This is a genomic window from Arthrobacter sp. Y81 (assembly GCF_002929335.1).
Taxonomy (GTDB): Bacteria; Actinomycetota; Actinomycetes; order Actinomycetales; family Micrococcaceae; genus Arthrobacter.
The window spans coordinates 53,023-72,047 of the sequence record NZ_PJIL01000016.1 but is presented as its reverse complement, the minus strand read 5'-3'; the positions used below and the strand labels follow the sequence as shown (position 1 = coordinate 72,047).

The 19,025-nt window shown below is 67.0% G+C and carries 15 protein-coding genes and 2 tRNA genes; 4 read left to right on the top strand and 13 right to left on the bottom strand.

The window, feature by feature from the left end; genetic code table 11:
• Positions 1 to 2 precede the first annotated feature (2 nt).
• Genes CXQ91_RS18685 through thiL form a run of 3 tightly spaced genes read right to left on the bottom strand, consistent with a single transcriptional unit; the run spans position 3 to position 4,309 of the window.
• On the bottom strand, positions 3 to 2,273 hold the full coding sequence (locus CXQ91_RS18685) for an ATP-dependent DNA helicase RecG (RefSeq protein ID WP_104175393.1): 2,271 nt from the start codon (positions 2,271 to 2,273) through the stop codon (positions 3 to 5).
• Complete coding sequence (locus CXQ91_RS18680) at positions 2,263 to 3,261, bottom strand: DAK2 domain-containing protein (RefSeq protein ID WP_104175392.1); 999 nt, start codon at positions 3,259 to 3,261, stop codon at positions 2,263 to 2,265. Before CXQ91_RS18680 ends, CXQ91_RS18685 begins: the two co-directional genes overlap by 11 nt.
• Before the next feature lie 22 nt (positions 3,262 to 3,283).
• Positions 3,284 to 4,309, bottom strand: a complete 1,026-nt coding sequence (thiL, locus tag CXQ91_RS18675) for a thiamine-phosphate kinase (protein ID WP_104175391.1) — start codon at positions 4,307 to 4,309, stop codon at positions 3,284 to 3,286.
• A 132-nt stretch (positions 4,310 to 4,441) separates the two neighbouring features.
• Between thiL and CXQ91_RS18670 the strand changes: the two genes are divergently transcribed.
• The gene (locus CXQ91_RS18670) at positions 4,442 to 4,945 is read left to right on the top strand and encodes a DUF3515 domain-containing protein (RefSeq protein ID WP_104175390.1); all 504 of its coding nucleotides are present in this window, start codon (positions 4,442 to 4,444) and stop codon (positions 4,943 to 4,945) included.
• Between the two features lie 429 nt (positions 4,946 to 5,374).
• Here CXQ91_RS18670 and CXQ91_RS18665 read toward each other — a convergent pair whose 3' ends face one another.
• The 6 genes from CXQ91_RS18665 to leuC all read right to left on the bottom strand — a co-directional run bounded on the left by CXQ91_RS18665 (position 5,375) and on the right by leuC (position 11,980).
• On the bottom strand, positions 5,375 to 6,523 hold the full coding sequence (locus CXQ91_RS18665; RefSeq protein ID WP_104175389.1) for a D-alanine--D-alanine ligase family protein: 1,149 nt from the start codon (positions 6,521 to 6,523) through the stop codon (positions 5,375 to 5,377).
• Positions 6,524 to 6,525: 2 nt separating this feature from the next.
• Positions 6,526 to 7,578, bottom strand: a complete 1,053-nt coding sequence (locus tag CXQ91_RS18660; RefSeq protein WP_104175388.1) for an NAD(P)H-dependent glycerol-3-phosphate dehydrogenase — start codon at positions 7,576 to 7,578, stop codon at positions 6,526 to 6,528.
• Entirely contained in the window at positions 7,575 to 8,321 is a 747-nt protein-coding gene (locus tag CXQ91_RS18655; RefSeq protein WP_104175387.1) for a 1-acyl-sn-glycerol-3-phosphate acyltransferase, read from the bottom strand. The genes CXQ91_RS18660 and CXQ91_RS18655 overlap by 4 nt, the downstream gene beginning before the upstream one ends.
• A 10-nt stretch (positions 8,322 to 8,331) precedes the next feature.
• The gene (murA, locus tag CXQ91_RS18650; protein ID WP_104175386.1) at positions 8,332 to 9,657 is read right to left on the bottom strand and encodes a UDP-N-acetylglucosamine 1-carboxyvinyltransferase; all 1,326 of its coding nucleotides are present in this window, start codon (positions 9,655 to 9,657) and stop codon (positions 8,332 to 8,334) included.
• Between the two features lie 212 nt (positions 9,658 to 9,869).
• A complete protein-coding gene (leuD, locus tag CXQ91_RS18645; RefSeq protein ID WP_104175385.1) occupies positions 9,870 to 10,472 on the bottom strand; it encodes a 3-isopropylmalate dehydratase small subunit in 603 nt (200 codons plus the stop codon).
• Between the two features lie 65 nt (positions 10,473 to 10,537).
• The gene (gene leuC / locus CXQ91_RS18640; RefSeq protein WP_104175428.1) at positions 10,538 to 11,980 is read right to left on the bottom strand and encodes a 3-isopropylmalate dehydratase large subunit; all 1,443 of its coding nucleotides are present in this window, start codon (positions 11,978 to 11,980) and stop codon (positions 10,538 to 10,540) included.
• Between the two features lie 112 nt (positions 11,981 to 12,092).
• On the opposite strand from leuC, the gene CXQ91_RS18635 reads away from it, so the two are divergent.
• Positions 12,093 to 12,812, top strand: coding sequence for an IclR family transcriptional regulator (locus tag CXQ91_RS18635; RefSeq protein ID WP_011692361.1), 720 nt, complete (start codon positions 12,093 to 12,095; stop codon positions 12,810 to 12,812).
• Between the two features lie 70 nt (positions 12,813 to 12,882).
• Positions 12,883 to 13,428, top strand: coding sequence for a DUF1697 domain-containing protein (locus tag CXQ91_RS18630; protein ID WP_104175384.1), 546 nt, complete (start codon positions 12,883 to 12,885; stop codon positions 13,426 to 13,428).
• Between the two features lie 14 nt (positions 13,429 to 13,442).
• Here the strand turns inward: CXQ91_RS18630 and CXQ91_RS18625 are convergent, their stop codons facing one another.
• The 4 genes from CXQ91_RS18625 to CXQ91_RS18610 all read right to left on the bottom strand — a co-directional run bounded on the left by CXQ91_RS18625 (position 13,443) and on the right by CXQ91_RS18610 (position 17,267).
• Positions 13,443 to 15,062: a GTPase gene (locus CXQ91_RS18625; protein ID WP_104175383.1), complete on the bottom strand. Its 1,620-nt coding sequence runs from the start codon at positions 15,060 to 15,062 to the stop codon at positions 13,443 to 13,445.
• A complete protein-coding gene (locus CXQ91_RS18620; RefSeq protein ID WP_104175382.1) occupies positions 15,059 to 16,840 on the bottom strand; it encodes a dynamin family protein in 1,782 nt (593 codons plus the stop codon). Before CXQ91_RS18620 ends, CXQ91_RS18625 begins: the two co-directional genes overlap by 4 nt.
• Positions 16,841 to 16,992: 152 nt before the next feature.
• Positions 16,993 to 17,068, bottom strand: a tRNA-Glu gene (locus CXQ91_RS18615).
• Between the two features lie 127 nt (positions 17,069 to 17,195).
• Positions 17,196 to 17,267, bottom strand: a tRNA-Gln gene (locus tag CXQ91_RS18610).
• 343 nt (positions 17,268 to 17,610) lie between these two features.
• Here CXQ91_RS18610 and CXQ91_RS18605 point away from each other — a divergent pair.
• The gene (locus CXQ91_RS18605; RefSeq protein WP_104175381.1) at positions 17,611 to 19,011 is read left to right on the top strand and encodes a hypothetical protein; all 1,401 of its coding nucleotides are present in this window, start codon (positions 17,611 to 17,613) and stop codon (positions 19,009 to 19,011) included.
• Positions 19,012 to 19,025 lie beyond the last annotated feature (14 nt).

Below are 19,025 nucleotides of genomic sequence, written 5' to 3'. Positions count from 1 at the left end.
TCCTAGCCACGCTCAAGGAACGCCTCCTTTTCAGGGTTCAGGTACTCTTCTATTGCCTTCGCGAGAGCGGAATGCTCCGTCAGGCCGGGATCCCGGGCGACGATCCGCTGGGCGTCCTGGCGCGCCTTCGAGATGACGGATTCGTGCTCCAGCACGCGCAGCAGTTTGAGCGCGGACCGCCCGCCGGACTGCGACGCTCCCAGGATGTCGCCTTCGCGCCGCAGCTTCAGGTCCTCCTGCGACAGCTCGAACCCGTCCGTTGTGGCCGCCACGGCGTCCAGCCGGCGGCGGCTGGGGTGGCCTGGTTCCAGCGTGGTGACCAGGAGGCAGGTGCCGGGCAAGCCGCCCCGGCCCACCCGTCCGCGAAGCTGGTGCAGCTGGGAGATGCCGAACCTGTCCGCATCCAGGATCACCATAAGTGTGGCGTTGTGGACGTCAACACCAACCTCGATCACGGTGGTGGACACCAGCAGCTTGGTTTCATTCGCTGTGAAGGACGCCATGGTTGCGGATTTCAGGACAGGATCCTGCCGGCCGTGCAGCGGCGCCACCGAAACGCCGGCCAGCGCCGGTTCATCGTTGAGGTGTTCGACGACGGCGGTGACGGACGCGAGCTCGCGGGCCGGGCCGTCACCTTCCAGCTCGGCGGCGGACGGTTCTGCTTCCCCGGGACTGAAGTCGCCGTCGTCGTCCTCGCCGATCTTGGGACACACGACGTAAACCTGGTGGCCGGCGTCGATCTCTTCCCGGGACCGGGACCAGATGCGTCCCGCCCAACCGGGATTTTCGGCGAGGCCAACGACGTGCGTGGAAATGGGGGCGCGGCCCGCGGGGAGTTCGTCCAGCACCGATGTTTCAAGATCGCCGAACACGGTCATGGCCACGGTCCTGGGAATGGGCGTGGCGGTCATGACCAACAGGTGCGGAGGCTTGCTGGCTTTCGCACGCAGGGCGTCGCGCTGCTCGACTCCGAAGCGGTGCTGCTCATCCACAACGATCAGGCCGAGGTCGTAGAACGAGACATTGTCGCTGAGCAGGGCATGCGTCCCGATCACGATCCCGGCAGTGCCTGAAGCTGCGTCCAGCATGGCCTGCCTGCGGGCCGCAGTGGGCATCGATCCGGTAAGGAGTGTGACCTGCACGGAATCGGGGCCCGATCCGCCCAGCAGGCCGACGCGAGACAGCGGCCCCAGCGTCCGGCGGATGGATTCGAAGTGCTGGGCCGCCAGGACTTCGGTAGGCGCCAGCAGGGCGGCCTGTCCCCCGGCGTCAACCACCTGGAGCATGGCGCGGAGGGCGACGATGGTCTTGCCGGACCCCACCTCGCCCTGGAGGAGCCGGTTCATGGGGCTGTCCTGCGACAGCTCCTCCGCGAGTGTTTTTCCGACGGCGGACTGGCCGGCGGTAAGCGTAAAGGGCAGCTGGCGGTCGAACGCCGTCAGGATTCCGTCCGTAACCGGCCGCCGGGCCGTGGCCTCCTCGGCGGCCAGCTGGGCGCGGCGCCGCGCGAGCGCGGACTGGAGGACCAGGGCCTCCTGGTACCTGAAGCGGTCCCTGGCCCGCTGCCAGTCGCCGGGCACCTGCGGGGTATGGATCAGCCGGTAGGCCTCCGCCGCCGGCAGGAACTTCTCCCGGGCCGAGACGTCGGCCGGCAGCGGATCGTCCAGGACATCCAAGTCGACAGTGTCCAGGAGGGTGGAGATCACTTTCTGGATGGACCAGCTGGTGAGTTTGGCCGTTGCCGGATAGATCGGGATGGGCATGGCGGCGAGCTTCTCCGGGTCCATGCCCGGGGTGTCAGGGTCCTCGTCCAGCAGCTGGAAGTCAGGGTTCGTGAGGCTCAGGCTGCCGGCGTACCGGGTGACTTTGCCCGAGAACAGGGCCCGCCGGCCCGGGAGCAGCTCCGCTTTGGCGCGGTAACCGTTGAAGAAGCTCACCTTCAGGGTGCCGGGCACGCCGGCACCAGGAAGCCTGCCGGCGCTGCCCTGGCTGTTGTGTTTGGTTGCGGAATCGTCCGTAATGACGACGTCGGTGAGCGTGCCGCGGCGGGCCCGCATGGCCCTGGTGCTGTTGGAGACGACGCGCGCGATGAGGGTGACCTCTTCATCCAGCGGCACCTCGCTGATGGGGGTCAGCTCACCTCGGCTGAGGTAGCGGCGCGGAAAGTAGTTGAGCAAGCCGCCCACTGTGGTGATGCCCAGATGTTTCTCGATGACGGCTGCAGACCGTTTGCCGATGCGGCGTTCCAGGCCGAGGTCCAGCTCAGCGTTCATGTCCGTTGGGATCCCGAGGCAAGGCGAGCTGGCTGACCGAGATGTCCGTGGGTTCCCCGAGGGAACCGATCAGTGCCACGGCCGGTTCGGGGGCGGAAACGTGGACGTGCACGCGCCAGCGGTACTTTCCGCCGGCGTCCATGGTGCCGCCCACCTGGCTCATGATCACCGAATCACCCATTTCGTCCAGGCGCTGGCGGAGGGTGGCCGCATCCAGGGGCGAGAGGCTGATGGTGCACATGACTTCCACGCCGTCGTCGTCGGGCAGGTCCGCATGGATGTGGGGATCCTGGACGTCGTAGCCATGCAGGCCGTCCAGCATTTCGCTTTGAAGTTCTTCGCCCAGCACAGCGGAGCGCAGGCAGTCCAGGATCAGCAGCATCCCCACCCCTCCAGCGTCAACGACGTGGGCTTCGTGCAGGGCGGCCAACTGGTCCTCGGTCCGGACGACCGCTTCCAGGGCCGCCTCAACCGCGGCGTCCAGGGCGAGCCCCAGGGCATGGTTGCTGTCGTCCCCGTTCTGGTCGGCGTCCACGCCGGCCGCCGCCCGTGCAGCCGCCTCCATCACCGAGAGCATGGTCCCCGGCACGGGATCGCTCAGAGCGGACCAGGCCCGGATCTGGGCCCGGTTCAGCGCGGCGGCCAGCAACGGCGAGCTGAGGCGGGTATGGCCGGCCAAAGGCTCGGCGGCGGCGCACAGGAACACCGAGAACAAGGTGCCCGAGTTACCGCGCGCCTGTTCCATGGCGGCCTCTCCGGCCCGCGCAAGCAGTGCCCCGACGTCCTGCTGGCCGTGGCTCCCCGCCGGGTTCGCAGTCCCAGGGTGATGTGGTGCTGCGGGGCCGTTGAGGGCCTGCGCGGCGGCACGGACCGTCAGGTAGAGGTTGGTGCCGGTATCGCCGTCGGCCACGGGAAAGATGTTTATGGCATTGAGCCGGTCGCTGTGGTTCCCGAGCGCTGTTTCGGCCTTGCCCAACCACCGCTTCATCGCTTGCGCGTTGGCGGCAATCTTAGTCTGCAAAGTGATCCCATCCCACAGTGTCCGCGGGCCGGCCCGCTATCTTGACGCCAGTGCTTTCCATTGGTGCAAGGGCTTCTACTGAGCCTATCGCAGCGAAACCCGGAGGCAGCTCTACGTCCGCGGGGAATGTGGCGAGAAGTCCATGATCCTCCCCGCCGCCGAGCACCCATGCCATGGGGTCCCCGCCAACCGCGTCAGCGGCTGCAGACAAAGGCCCGGTGAGTTGCTTCAGCACAGCCGGATCCAGGTCCAGGACGACGCCGCTCGCGGCGGCCAGGCGGTTGCCGTCGCGGATCAGTCCGTCCGAAATGTCCATCATTGCCGAGGCTCCGGCGGCGAGCGCTGACGGCCCGGCAGCGAGCGGCGGAAGCGGCCGGCATTGCCTGTCCATGATGATCCGCTGCTCCGGCGTCAGCAGGTCAACGCTTGGCCCGGACTCAAGCAGGGCAAGGCCGGCCGCCGCGTGCCCCACCGTTCCGGCAAGCGCAACGGTATGACCCGGGCGGGCGCCCGAGCGCAGTACGGCTTCCTTGCCGTCCAGCGTCCCCAGGATGGCCACGGTGACAGCGAGTTCCCGCCCGCGGCCGAGGTCCCCGCCGGCAACGGAACATCCGGCAGCACCAAGGTCCCGGATGGCGTGGGAAAGGCCGTCCGCGAAATCCTCCACCCAGGAGACCGCCGTCTCCGGCGGCAGGGTCAGGCTCACCACCATGGACGTGGACCGTGCGCCCATGGCGTTGATGTCGCTGAGGTTCTGGGCGGCGGCTTTCCAGCCGACGTCGAAGCCTGTGGTCCGGTATCCGTTGCGCCATTCCAGCCGGAAATCCTGGTCCTGCACCTGGGTGTCAATGCTGACAACCGTCCGCCCGTCCGGGGCGGCCACAATGGCGGCGTCATCCCCGGGTCCAAGCAGGAGCGACGCGCCCTGCCCGGGCCCGTTGTTGAGGCGCGGAAAGATCTTGGCCAGGAGTTCGGACTCGGAAAGTCCGGCGACGGTGAGGTGAGTTTCAGGCACAGCTCTACGCTACAGTCAGGGACCGACATCCGTTCCCCGGGCCCGGCGCGGACCCGGTCTGCCGGCGTCCGGCCGGACCTCGTCCGTCCGGCGGCGTCCGACGGGCATGCCGGGGCGGGATAGGCTTAAATCATGCACCCGCTCCGCACCCCGGTTACCATCAGTTCGCTTGGCTTCCCGGCAACGGCGGCGGCCGTGGTGCTGGCCCTCAGCGCGTGCGCCCCGACGGTAGACGTGTCGCCGGCCAAGGACGCGGCCAACCCGGCCTGTGCCCCCATGATGGTTGCCCTTCCGGACACCATGGGTGATGCCGGGCTGCGGAAGACCAACAGCCAGGCAACCGCCGCCTGGGGCGATCCGTCCAAGGTCATCCTGCGCTGCGGGGTCAACGTGCCCGGCCCCACCACCGACCGCTGCGTCAGCGTCAACGGCATCGACTGGGTCATCAAGGAAGGCGACCCCGTGTGGACGCTGACCACGTTCGGCCGTGAACCGGCCACGGAGATCCTCATGGACCCGGACCAGATCAGTTCCGCGACCGTGCTGGCGGAACTGTCCGCCGCTGCCGGGAAGATCAAGGCCACCAGGAACTGCGTGGGCCAGGAAGAGCTGCAGAACCTGCCCACCGGGCAATAGCCCACGGGCCAGGTGCCGGTGGTGGGCCCACGCCGGCAGGGTTCCCTGGCCGAAGCGGAGCGAGGTTAGGGTGCCGGTGCTGGGCCCACGCCGGCAGGGTTCCCTGGCCGAAGCGGAGCGAGGTTAGGGTGCCGGTGCTGGGCCCACCCGGCAGGGTTCCCTGGCCGAAGCGGAGCGAGGTTAGGGTGCCGGTGCTGGGCCCACGCCGGCAGGGTTCCCTGGCCGAAGCGGAGCGAGGTTAGGGTGCCGGTGCTGGGCCCACCCGGCAGGGTTCCCTGGCCGAAGCGGAGCGAGGTTAGGGTGCCGGTGCTGGGCCCACGCCGGCAGGGTTCCCTGGCCGAAGCGGAGCGAGGTTAGGGTGCCGGTGGTGGGCCCACGCCGGCAGGGTTCCCTGGCCGAAGCGGAGCGAGGTTAGGGTGCCGGTGGGGACTAGCGCAGCCCTGTCTTCCGGTTCAGTGCCAGGTAGATGAGTTCGTCGATCAGGTCCGCATAGCTCAGTCCCGAGGCAGCCCACATCTGCGGGTACATGCTCTTGGGCGTGAAGCCGGGCATGGTGTTGATCTCGTTGATGATCAGCTCACCGTCAGGGGTGTAGAAGAAGTCGACCCTGCTGAGCCCTTCCGCCCCCACAGCATCGAATGCCGCGGCGGCAAGCTCGCGGACCCGGGCGATTGCTTCGTCGGGGATGTCGGCCGGGCAGCTCAGCGAGGCGGCGTCGTCCTCCACGTATTTGGCATTGAAGTCGTAGAATTCGTGGTCACCCGGTGCCACTGTGATCTCGCCCGGCATTGAGGTCCGCGGGCTTTCGGTGCCGCGCCCCTCGAGGACGGCGCACTCGATTTCGCGGCCCACGATTCCGGCTTCGATCACGAGTTTGAGGTCGTGCTCACGGGCAGCCTCGATCGCCGCATCCAGGCCTTCCAGGGAGTCCACCTTGGAGATGCCCATGGAGGATCCCGCCCTGGCAGGCTTGACGAACACGGGGTAGCCGAGCAGGTCAACGCGTTTGCGGACGGACTCGGGGTCCGTGATCCACTGGCGGTCCGTCACGGCGATGTAGGGACCCACCTGCAGACCGGCGGCTTCGAAGACGACCTTCATGTAGTGCTTGTCCATACCAACCGCGGACGCGAGGACACCGGCACCCACGTAACGGGTGTCCGAGAGCTCCAGCAAACCCTGGATGGTGCCGTCCTCGCCGAACGGTCCGTGGAGCAGCGGGAAGACAACGTCCACGGAGCCGAGTTCCTGCGGAACTTCGTTCGGGGAGGTGACGATCAGCTGGTGTTCGCCGCCGATTTCGGCGAGTGTGACCGTCCGGGCCGACGGCGCCACTTCGGGGAGCGAGGACGCCGAGAGGGACCACTGCCGGGTGTCCCCCGGGGCAAGGACCCACTGACCGGTCTTGGCAATGCCGATGGGGATGACATCGTACTTGTCGTAGTCGATGGCCCCGAGAACGCCGGCAGCGGTCACACAGCTGACGGCGTGCTCACTCGAACGGCCCCCAAACAAAACGGCAACGCGTGGTTTGGCGCGGCCGCCACCGGTGTTCTTGTTCAATTGTTCTTCCGACACAGTCAGTAATCGCCTTCGGATTTAAGGTCCCGGGCCAGCAGCAGCGGTCCCAGTTCGTCAACGGACAATTTTCCGGCCAGGACGGCAACGACTGCCGCAGTGATGGGCATTTCGACGCCGAGTTTTCCGGCAAGTTCATGCACGGCCTGCCCCGATTTGATCCCTTCGGCCGTTTGGGTCATTTCCGCGGCCACCTGTTCCAGCGTCAGGCCTTTGCCGAGGAGGCGCCCCGCGGTGTGGTTCCGTGACAGCGGCGAGGAGCAGGTTGCCACCAAATCCCCCAGGCCGGCGAGGCCTGCCATGGTCTGCGCCTCGCCCCCGAGAGCGAGCGCCAGCCTGGACGTCTCCGCAAGTCCGCGGGTGATGACCGAGGCCTTGGTGTTGTCACCCATCTGCTTGCCTTCGCAGATGCCTACGGCCAAGGCGATGACATTCTTGACGATGCCGCCGATTTCAACGCCGACGACGTCGGTGGTGGTGTAGGGGCGGAAGTATGGTGCGGTGCAGCTGCGGGCGATCCACGACGCCACCTCGGCGTCCGAGCAGGCCACGACCGACGCGGTGGGTTCCTCCCTGGCAATTTCCATGGCCAGGTTCGGTCCGGACACCACGGCAACGCGGTCTGCCTTGATACCCAGTTCCTCACAGATGACTTCGCTCATGCGGGCGTCCGAACTGAGCTCCAGCCCCTTCATCAGGGAGACCACCAGGGCGTCCGGCGAGATCAGGTGCCGCCACTCGCGAAGCTGAAGCCGCAGGGACTGGGCGGGAACGGCCAGGACCACAAGGTCTGCGCCGGAAAGTACGTCCGCGACGTCGGTCGATGCGGTGATGCTGGGCGGGAGGTCAATCTCCTTGAGGTACTGCGGGTTGCGGTGCCGGGTGTTGATCTGCTCCACGACTTCGCTGCGGCGGCCCCAGAGCCGGATGCTCCGCTGAACGCCGGATGCCGTGGCAGCGTCGGCAAGGATCTTGGCAAAAGTGGTGCCCCAGGAGCCGGCTCCGAGGACGGCGACCGATTTCGCTGAGCCCGCTGCAGCCTGTTCCTGGGTCATTTGCCGTCCCGTTCGATGTTGCGTCCGTGTTTGCTCTGGTTGTGGGCAGCCGGGTCCCACCGTTCGGCGGGAGGCTGCTCGGAACGCAGCGTAGCGAGCAACCCGGTGATGGCGTCCATGATGACGGCGGTAGCCGCCGTCAGCGTGGCCTTGTCCAGCGGACGGCCCTCAAAAGCGCTGAGGTCCACGGGATCGCCCACGATGACGCGGGACGTCCGGCGGGGGAACACATGGAAGCGCTTGGCATAGCGGGGGAAGACCTGGTGGGCTCCCCAGTGGGCCATGGGAACAACCGGAATACCGCTTTCCAGTGCCATCCGGGCGGCGCCGGTGTGGCCCTTCATCGGCCAGAGGTCCGGGTCCCGGGTCAGGGTGCCTTCGGGGTAGATGATGATTGCCCCGCCTTCGGCCACCACTTCCTTGGCGACGTTCAACGAACGGTTGGCGCCCGCCGTCGAGCGTTCCACCGGGATCTGCTTGGTGGCGTGCAGCACGGCCCCGACGACCGGCACCTTGAAGAGTCCGCCCTTGGCGAGGAAGTGCGGCATCCGTTTCTGGTTATAGAGCATATGGCCGACGACCAGCGGGTCGATCTCGGTGCAGTGGTTGGGGGCAGCGATGAAGCCGCCTGCCGGCAGCTTTTCCAGCCCTTCCCACTTCTTGTTCATGAGCAGGTTCATCACGGGCCTGACGATCCCGGCGACGATGACAAAGGTGATGCGGCTCTTGGCCGTTTCCTTCACTGGGACCCCGTTACTTGGCTGAGGTGATGTCGAAATCGGCGCCCAGGCCGGCGAGCTTCTCGGTGAAGCGCTCGTAGCCGCGGTTGATGATGTCGATTCCGGTCACCCGGGACGTGCCGGTGGCGGCCAGTGCTGCGATGAGATGGCTGAAGCCGCCCCGGAGGTCCGGTACGTCGATGTCGGTGCCCTTGAGCTGCGTGGGGCCCGAAATGACGGCCGAGTGCAGGAAGTTGCGCTGGCCGAAGCGGCACGGCACGCTGCCGAGGCATTCCCGGTGCACCTGGATGTTGGCACCCATCCGGAGGAGCGCTTCCGTGAAGCCGAAACGGTTCTCGTAGACGGTTTCGTGGACGATTGACACGCCCTCGGCCTGCGTCAGGGCTACAACGAGCGGCTGCTGCCAGTCGGTCATGAATCCCGGGTGCACGTCCGTTTCCAGGACGAGCGGGTTCAGCTTGCCGCCGCGGTGGTAGAAACGGATGCCGTCCTCGCCGATGTCCATGCCGCCGCCGACCTTGCGGTAGGTGTTCAGGAAGGTCATCATGTCGCGCTGGGATGCACCCTCGACAAAAATGTCTCCGCGCGTCACAAGCGCAGCTGAGGCCCAGGATGCGGATTCGTTGCGGTCGGAGAGGGCGCGGTGGTTGTAGCCGCCCAGGTCCTTCACGCCTTCGATCCGAATGGTGCGGTCCGTCTGGACGCTGATGATGGCGCCCATCTTCTGCAGCACGGCAATGAGGTCGATGATTTCCGGCTCCGTCGCGGCACCGGAGAGCTCCGTGATGCCTTCGGCACGGGTGGCGCTGAGCAGGACCTGTTCCGTGGCTCCCACCGACGGGTACGGCAGGGAGATCTTGGCCCCCTGAAGTCCCTTGGGCGCGGAAATGTGGATGCCGCCCGGGCGCTTTTCGACGACGGCCCCGAACTGACGCAGGACGTTCAGGTGGTAGTCAATCGGGCGGTCGCCGATCTTGCAGCCGCCCAGGTCCGGAATGAAGGCCTCACCGATCGCGTGGATCAGCGGGCCGCACAGCAGGATGGGGATCCGGGAGTCGCCGGCGTGGGCGTCAATGGCGGTGCTGGACGCGGTCTTGGCGCCCTTGGGATCCAGAGTGAGGTCCCCGGTGACGGGGTCCTTTTCGACGGTGACGCCGTGGAGCTGGAGCAGGCTGGTGACAACCTCGACGTCCTTGATTTCAGGGACGTTGCGCAACACGGACGGCTCGTTGCCCAAGAGGGCAGCCACCATGGCCTTGGGGACAAGATTCTTGGCCCCGCGAACGGTGACGCGGCCAGTCAGCGGGACGCCTCCGCGGATTGTCAGAACACTACTCATATACCGGTTTCCTCACGACTACTCGCCCCCAAATCCTTACAAAGGCTCCAGCTAAGCATAGGAGCTTGCGTTACCGATCTGAAATACGGCGCGCTCCGCCAGGGTCCAGGGGCGGGCAGAGCAGGGACCAGGCCCGGGCTCAGCAGAGTCCAGGAACTGACCCGCGGCGCGGCGCGCCCGTGCGGCAACACCGTCCGGTAATACCGTCCCGTCTAGGACAGCCGTGCCGGGAGGGTCTTCGGCTTGAAGGCAGGCCTGGTCGCCTCATAGGTCGTGATGTCTTCCTCGTGCTGGAGGGTCAGCCCGATGTCGTCCAGGCCTTCCAGCAGGCGCCAGCGCGTGTAGTCGTCAATCTCGAACGGAGCCACGATGTTGCCGCACATCACGGTCTTCGAGACGAGGTCCACCGTCACTTCGGTGCCGGGGGCGTTCTCCAGCACCTTCCAGATGAGCTCAATGTCATCCTGGGCGAGTTCAGCCGCCAGGAGGCCCTGTTTGCCGGAGTTGCCGCGGAAGATATCGGCGAACCGGGAGGACAGGACGGTCTTGAAGCCGTAGTCCTTCAGTGCCCATACAGCGTGCTCACGGGAGGATCCGGTGCCGAAGTCGGGCCCGGCAACCAGCACGGAGCCGGCGTTGAACGGTGCCTGGTTGAGGATGAAGGCCGGGTCCTTGCGCCAGGCAGCGAAGAGTGCGTCCTCGAAGCCGGTGCGGGTGATGCGCTTGAGGTAAACGGCGGGGATGATCTGGTCGGTGTCCACATTGCTCTGGCGCAGCGGTACGCCGATCCCGGTGTGGGTGCTGAACTTTTCCATGGCGGATCCTTCGGTGCTGGGTAGGTCTAGGCGTCGTCTAAACGGCGTGAACTAGTCGGCGTTATCTAGGCGGCGCTGGTGCGGACGGCGGCGGACTCCAGATCCGACGGCGAGCTCAGCGTTCCGCGGACCGCCGTCGCCGCAGCGACTACCGGCGAGACGAGGTGGGTGCGGCCGCCCTTGCCCTGGCGCCCCTCGAAGTTGCGGTTGGACGTGGAGGCGCAGCGCTCCCCCACTTCCAGCTGGTCCGGGTTCATGCCCAGGCACATGGAGCAGCCGGCGAAACGCCATTCGGCGCCGAACTCCTTGAAGACCTTGTCCAGGCCTTCCGCTTCGGCCTCGAGCCGGACGCGTGCCGAGCCCGGTACAACGAGCATGCGGATGTTCGGGTCCTTGGTGCGGCCGCGAATGACGTCCGCAGCAGCGCGCAGGTCCTCCATCCGGGAGTTGGTGCAGGATCCCAGGAAGACCGTGTCCACCCGGATCTCCTTCATCGGCGTACCGGCTTCCAGGCCCATGTACTGCAGGGCCCGTTCGGCCGCGGCCTTGGCGTTTTCATCGCCGAAGTCCTCGGGCGAGGGAACCTTGGAGGACAGCGAAACGCCCTGGCCGGGGTTGGTGCCCCAGGTAACAAAGGGTTCCAGGGTGTCGGCGTCCAGGTCCACCTCGACGTCGAACGTCGCGTCATCTTCGGTGCGCAGGGTGTTCCAGTATTCGACGGCGGCGTCCCACTCCGCGCCCTGCGGCGCGTGCGGGCGGCCGTGCATGTAGTCATAGGTGGTCTGGTCCGGGGCAACCAGGCCTGCACGTGCACCGGCTTCGATGGACATGTTGCAGATGGTCATCCGGGCTTCCATGGACAGCGCACGGATGGCGGAGCCCCGGTATTCCAGGACGTAGCCCTGCCCGCCGCCGGTGCCGATCTTGGCGATGACGGCCAGGATGATGTCCTTCGCCGAAACACCGGGACGGAGCGTGCCCTCGACGTTGATCGCCATGGTTTTGAACGGCTTCAGGGACAGCGTCTGCGTGGCCATCACGTGTTCCACCTCGGACGTGCCGATGCCCATGGCCAGTGCGCCGAATGCTCCGTGCGTGGACGTGTGCGAGTCGCCGCAGACCACGGTCATGCCCGGCTGGGTGAGCCCGAGCTGGGGGCCCACCACGTGGACGATTCCCTGCTCGGCGTCGCCCAGGGAATGCAGGCGGACGCCGAATTCCGCGCAGTTGTTGCGGAGGGTCTGGATCTGCGTCCGGCTGGTCAGATCGGCGATAGGCTTGTCGATGTCCAGCGTGGGGGTGTTGTGGTCCTCGGTGGCGATGGTGAGGTCCGGGCGGCGCAGTTTGCGGCCGGCCAGGCGGAGCCCCTCGAAGGCCTGCGGGGACGTGACTTCATGCACGAGGTGGAGGTCGATGTAGAGAAGGTCAGGCTGAGCGTTGGCACCTTCGCCGTCGCCTTTGCGCACCACGTGCGCGTCCCAGACTTTCTCGGCCAATGTCTTTGCCATGGCCATCTCCCTTCACTGCTGTTGGCTGTTTGTATCCACTGAACCAGCACGCCCGCGTAATACGCCAGCCAAATGATTTGCATCTCAGATATTGAGACGGCAATATCAGTACATGGACAATTCTAGTGGAGTCGGCGTCATCGATAAAGCGGCCCACGTGCTTGACGCACTTGAGGCCGGACCCACCACCCTGGCGCAGCTGGTGGCTGCCACCGGGCTGGCGCGTCCCACCGTGCATAGGCTTGCACTTGCACTGGTTCATCACCGGTTGGTGAGCCGCGACATCCAGGGGCGCTTTGTGCTGGGCAGCCGCCTGGTGGAGCTCGCGTCCGCCGCGGGCGAGGACAGGCTGATCGCTTCCGCGGGGCCGGTCCTGATGCAGCTGCGCGACGCCACCGGCGAAAGCGCGCAGATCTTCCGCCGGCAGGGTGACTGGCGCGTGTGCGTTGCGTCGGCTGAACGCCCCATCGGCCTCCGGGACACCATCCCGGTGGGTACGCAGCTTTCCATGAAGGCCGGCTCCGCCGCCCAGGTGCTGCTTGCCTGGGAGGACCACGACCGGCTCCTCGAAGGACTGCAGGCCGCGCGCTTTACGCCCACGGTCCTGGCGGGAGTACGACGGCGGGGCTGGGGCCAGAGCCTCGGCGAACGCGAGCCGGGGGTCGCCTCCGTTTCGGCGCCCGTCCGCGGTCCGTCCGGACGGGTGATCGCCGCCGTCTCGATTTCCGGGCCGATTGAGCGTCTGACGCGCCAGCCGGGCCGGCTGCATGCCGAAGTCGTCTGCAATGCCGCCCGTGTCCTCACCGAGGCACTCCGCAAAAACAACGACTGACCGACATGACACCCGCCGGACGCGGTTTGCCCGGCGTCCCCAGCCCGTTCGCGGGTTATAGGCTGTGCCCATGAAGAGCTATGCGGTATTCCTGCGCGGCATCAATGTGGGCGGCATCAACATCAAAATGGCGGATCTCAAGAATGCGCTGGCATCCCGCGGCTTCACCGGAGTGAAGACCCTCCTGGCAAGCGGCAACGTGGCCCTCGCCAGCAGTCTCGGGGCGGCGGCGGTCAAGAAGGACGTCGAAGCCTGCCTGCGTGAAGCCTTTGGCTATGACGCGTGGGTAGTGGTACTGACCGCCGACAGGGTTGCCGCGATCGTGGCTGCGTGCCCGTACCCGGCCGAAGACAAGGCGACCCATACCTACATCACGCTCAGTTCGGACAAGGCCATGCTGGACGAACTGTTCGAGGCAGGCGCCCGCCTGGACGGCACCCGGCAGCAAAGATTGGGTCCGGAGGCGATGGCCTGGCTGGCACCCGCCGGCGGCACCCTGGACAGCCCGTTCAGCAAGGTGTCGTCCAAGGTCCGCTACAAATCCAGCACCACCACACGCAACCTGCGCACCATGATCAAGGTGCGCGACGCCACGGCAGCGCTGCAGGAAGGCTGACCGCGGCAGGAACGCTAGCCGCGGCCCGCGGACTTCAGGGCCGCGTTGAAGGACTTCAGCCGGCTGACCTCCACTTCCACCGGTTCGACCACCAGCCTGTCCGCCACGGCAGCGACGGCCGCATTGAGCTTTTTCCGCGCCGCAGCGGCCCGCAGTCCGGCAGCAGCGCCGGCGATGACCTTCGCGGCAACGGCCAGGACAATGCCAAGCACCGCTCCCCCGGCAATCAACAGGGTGGGCACAGGCCACCCCTCCACCCTGGGCACTTCCGGAACCGGCAGCTGGAGATAGCCAAGGCCTGCAAGGACGCCCAGCCAGGCGAGTCCGCCCAGGGCTGCCAGAAGGGCCAGCCACTGGACGGCGTTGAAGAGGCCCCACCACCACGATTTGCGTCCGGCCAGCAGGTCGGTGCCGGCAATGGCCTGGTCCAGCGCGTCCGGCAACTGGTCCCGCCCTTCGCGCGCCGCGCTGCGGATGGCCGCACGCCAGGGCCCGGGAGCTCCGGTACTGGCCGCGTCCGCGAATTCCCGCACAGCCGCGTCCGTCCTGGCGCGTTCCGGCGCCCCCGCCGGCGGCAGCGATGTCCTGTTGACCTCGGCGCTGGCCCCTTCACGGCGGAGGTTGAGCCGCCGCAGCGGGTCGGGACGGAACCGGACCAGCCAGCGGGTCAGGGGCCAGCCGGTGCGCCGCGTTGCTTCGTGCCGGTACGACCGCGACACGGCTTCGACCACGAGCGGGACGTTGGCGGCCGCCGCAAGCTCGTCGGCCAGGCGCGACCGGGTGCCGGCCCCGACACCTGCCGCTTCCCCGCTCCCGGAGGCCGCCGCGAGCTGCGCCGAGGCCTTGGAAACATCCGCCGCCAGCCGCTGGGATAACGCCTGCCGTTGCAGCGCCACGTGGCGGATGGCCGCCCGGACTTTGTCCACGCCGGTCCCCGTCAGGGCAGAGGCACCGAGGACCTGGACTTTGCCCAGTCCGTCACGGGCCAGAATGGCTTTGAGCGATTCCAGCACGGGGGCGATGTCCCGTGGCGGAAGCAGGTCGATCTGGTTGAGGACCACCAGGGTGACCGCTCCGTGCGAGGCCAGCGGCGCAAGGAAGTCGTTGTGCACTGCTGCGTCCGCATATTTCTGCGGGTCCAACACCCACACGAGTACGTCCACCAGCCCCACCATCCGCTGGACAATTTCCCTGTTGGCGGCTTTCGTTGAGTCGAAGTCGGGCAGGTCCAGCAGGATCAGGCCCGTGGATTCATCGGCGAATCCCGGCACTGCCGAGGAATGGTGCCGCTTGTTCACCCCGAGCCAGTCCAGCAGCGGTTCACTGCCCCCTGTTCCCCAGACGCCGGCCAGCGGTTCCGAGGTTGTGGGACGGCGGGCTGCCGCCGTCGCGATGTCAGCGCCGCTTACCGCATTGAAGAGCGAGGACTTGCCGCTGCCCGTGGCACCAAAGAATCCCACCACCGTGTGCTCCGAGGACAGCGAACGGCGCGAACTGGCGCGTTCAAGGACCTGCAGCACGTCATCCAGCGACTCCTCGGGAAGCACCCCGCCGGCAAGCTCCCGCGCGTCGTTCAGGGCTTCCAGCCGGGCGTGGAGCCGGGAGGCTTCCCTGGTCCCGCTGTGCCTGCTCACGCGGACTCCGCCAGCCGCTGCAGGGCGCGGGCATGGCCTGCCAGCACGTCCGGTGACTCGCCGGCGGCAAAGTCCAGCCGTTCGAGGAAGCGCTGCTGCTCTTCCTGCAGCAGGTTCTGGCACCGCGCGTTCAGGTCCTCACGCGCCGTCTGAGCCAGGCGCCGCACGGCATCTTCACCGAAGACGGCTTCCAGGAGCCTTTGACCGACGATGGCGGTCCCGCCTGCCACGCCGACCTCCAGGCCACTGAGTCCGGCAGTCATGGAGAAGACAACGATCATCAGGGCGGCTCCGAGCCCGTTGACCCCGAAGGAGAGCCACCGGGCCTGCGTGCGCTTGCCTTGGCCTTCGGTGCGGATGAGCTCCATCAGCCCTCCCTGCCACGCCCGGATCTCTGCCGCGACCCGGTTCGGGAAGCCAGCGCTGGTGCCGGAAAGGTCGTCGGTTCCTAGCAGTTGCCGGCCCGCAGGGTCCGAGCGCCAGCGCTGGTCTGCATCCTCGGCCGCATTCGCCGCTTCGTCCATGATGACGGCCTGCAGCCCGGTTTCGATGGCTGTTTCGACTCTAACCGCCGGGGCAGGTTCTCCGCGGAAGAACGCACCCACGCGGTCCCGCATGCGCCCGATGTTTTGTTCCAGGACGCGGAAGAACTCGCCGGTGCCCACGAAGTCCTGCCAGCGGGCAAGGACTTCACCGCGCAGGAGGGCACCGTCCCGTGTGGCCTCCAGAATCCGGGCCACCGCGTCCTGATAGGCAGTGCGGACATCCTTGGCCAGCACTTCCGCCGCCTGCTGCTGCTCCTGCGAGGCCTGGGCGAGGGCCGCGACGCGCCCGCTGAGCGAGCGCACGGTGCCGTTCAGCGTCCGCCGGGCAATCTCGGCCCGACCCGCCGCATCTGCCGCCAGTTCGCGCAACCACCGTCCCAGGGGTTCCACGGCTTCGGCGGGCAGCATTCCGAGGCGATCGAGGGCGACCTCCCGGACAATGAACAGCTTCGCTGCGGCGAGGCCTTCCTGCTGCAGCATCGCCCGGAGGTCCGCGCTCACCTCCGCCTCTGCGGCAGGGGGCACCCGGTCCAGCACCACGGCCACCATGATGTCCCTGGCTGCGGCGTTGAGGAGCAGCTTCCAGGGGACGGCGTCAGCATAGCGATTGGCTGTTGTGACAAATACCCAGAGGTCTGCCGCCGCGAGCAACTGTCCTGCGAGCTTCCGGTTGTCATCCGAGACAGAGTCGACGTCCGGAGCATCCAGCAGCGCAATCCCTGCCGGCACGGCCGGATGCCCCACCAGCACCAAGGACGATATTGCGGCGGCATCCGGTGCGGCGCCGGCGCGGTTGGCTGGCACCTGAGCGTCCACCACAACACCCCTGATACGGCTCAGGCTCGGCAGCACGCGCTGGTCTTCGAACCAGCCTGAATCAACCGGATTGTGCAGCAGGATCGGCTGCCTGGTGGTTGGGCGGATGGCACCGGCCCTTGTGACGGGGTGACCCACGAGGGCATTCACAAGGGTGGATTTCCCGGCACCGGTGGATCCTCCCACGACCGCCAGAAGCGGAGCGTCGAGGCTGCGGAAACGCGGAAGGATGTAGTCATCCAGCTGCGACAACGCATTCCTGATGTCAAGGCGGGCGGAGTCCGCTCCCGGCAGTGCGAGCGGCAGCACTGCCGCGCTGAGGTCGCCGCGGACGGCTTCGAGCAGCTCCACGGCAGCAGCAGCCCGTGAGTTTGGCGCTGCCGGGCCCGGGGGCGCACTCTCAGATGGGGACGTCACAGCTTCATCATGCCAGTTCAGCCCCGGTCCGGCGCGCGAATCCGGCGGCAGTAACGCACGGAATTTACGGACGCCAGGAAGAACCCAATGGCGCGGTGGAAAGAAGAAGGAAAAGCAAAACGGTCCCGGGCTGTTGCCCGGGACCGTTTCAATGGTGACCCCAGCGGGATTCGAACCCGCGTTACCGCCGTGAGAGGGCAGCGTACTAGGCCGCTATACGATGGGGCCGCGTACTTCCGGATAGCATTTCTGCCATCAGGCTCAGTGATTGTTTCATACATAGAGCCGGTGTTTCAAATCGACTAAACCGCTTTGAAACCGCTGATCCGCCGCACCGGAGTGCAATTTTTCAGAGCTGGGATACCAGGACTCGAACCTAGAATGACGGTACCAGAAACCGTAGTGTTGCCAATTACACCATATCCCAATGACGCTTTCGGGCCGGATATTCAGGTCTAAACCTTTGCTCCGAGCGCCTCAGCACGAGTAATTACTTTACCCGAGAGTTTTGGCTGGCACAAATCGGGCCCCTGGGCGTTCCGGCGAAGCCGCCACCCGCCCCGGCCAGGAGGCAATCAGCACTGCGGGCCGAGAAATTCCTTGCAATTCCGGGCGAAACAAGTTTACTCTCGGTAAGTTACCACTCAGTAACTAGTCGCCCTGCCCCTTCCCGACCGGCAGTTTCACGCCCAGCTCCAAGTGTTAGCTGCGTCACGGTCGGAGGCGTCCAGGGATAACAGCTCCTGCCAGAACCGTCGAGAGGAACCTCCGTGCCACAGAGTCGTGCCACTGCTCCCCCCAACAACCGCATCCGCACCCGCACCCAGCAGATCGCCATCGCGGTACTTGCCTTGCTCCTGATTGCACTGCTGGGTTTTTACACCGTGGTCACCGGGCGCATCACTGACGGATCAGCGCGGCTCAAGGACGGGGCCGGCCAGGCCTCCGCTGGTGCCGACCAGCTCCAGGACGGCGCCGGAAAACTTTCCACGGGTGCCGCGCTGGCAGACACGGGGGCGGGAAAGCTCTCGGCCGGGGCAGAGAAGGTCCGTTCCGGCATCAGCGATAAGCTCTCTCCCGGCGCCGACCAGCTCCAGGCGGGCGCCGAGAAGCTCGCGGCCGGAGCGGTCAGGATCGAGGCGGACGTCAACAACAAGCTCGCCCCCGGCGTGTACAAGGTTGATGACGGTGCGCAGAATCTTGCCGCCGGAGCGGTCCAGCTTTCCGCAGCTTTGACTCCCACACCAGCCGGAAACGCGGAAAACAATCTGGCCGACGGCGCCACGCAGCTCAGCGACGGTGCCTCACGGCTGGAAGGCGGCGCTGGCCGGCTCGCTGAGGGGACGAATCAGCTCGTGGGCTACCGCGGGGCCAACGGCAATCCGGAGGCGGGTACGGGCACCGCTGCCCTGGCCCAGGCCCTCGAGCTGTTGCAGGCCGCCGCCGAAGACCCCGTCCAGGGGCTCGTACCGCTGTCCGTAGTGAAAGACAAGATTGCAAAAATCACGGCAGGTGCCCACAAGCTCGACGCCGGAGCCGCCCAGCTCCAGTCCGGCGCCGCACGGCTCCACGAAGGCAGCGGGCAATTGCAGGCCGGCGCCGGCAGGCTGACCGCTGGCTTCACCACCCTGGGCGGCAAGCTCAATAGCCAGGACCCGGCGAGCCCCGGCGTTGTCCTCGGCACGCAGCTCCTGGCCGAGGGCACCGCCAAGATCAGGGTGGGGATGGACGGCGTGCCCGGAAACGCCGAGCGCCCGGGCCTGCTCAAGGCCACTGCCGGCATGACCGAAGGCTCCTCCCGGCTTGCCGCCGGGGCCGTGGCCCTGAACACCGGCATCAAGGGCGACCCGGCTGACCCTGCCAAACCCGGGCTGCTGAGCGGTTCCGAGGCCCTGGCCGCCGGAGCCTCGGAACTCTCAGAGGGCAACACCAAGCTTGCCGCCGGTTCCACGCAACTGGCCGCAGGGGCCAGCCGGCTCGCGGAGGGGAACGCCAAGGTAGCGGCTGGGACGGAGACGCTGCACTCGAGCGCCGCAGCGGTGTCGCCGTCGGATATGGCGGGACGGCCCGACGCCGGCACGGCCATCGGCATGGTGGGGGTGCTTGGACTGGGTTCCGTGGGTGCTTTTGTGGCCTTGCGCAACAAACGGCCGCGTCCGGATGGCGCCTGAAGCCCGCCGTCGGC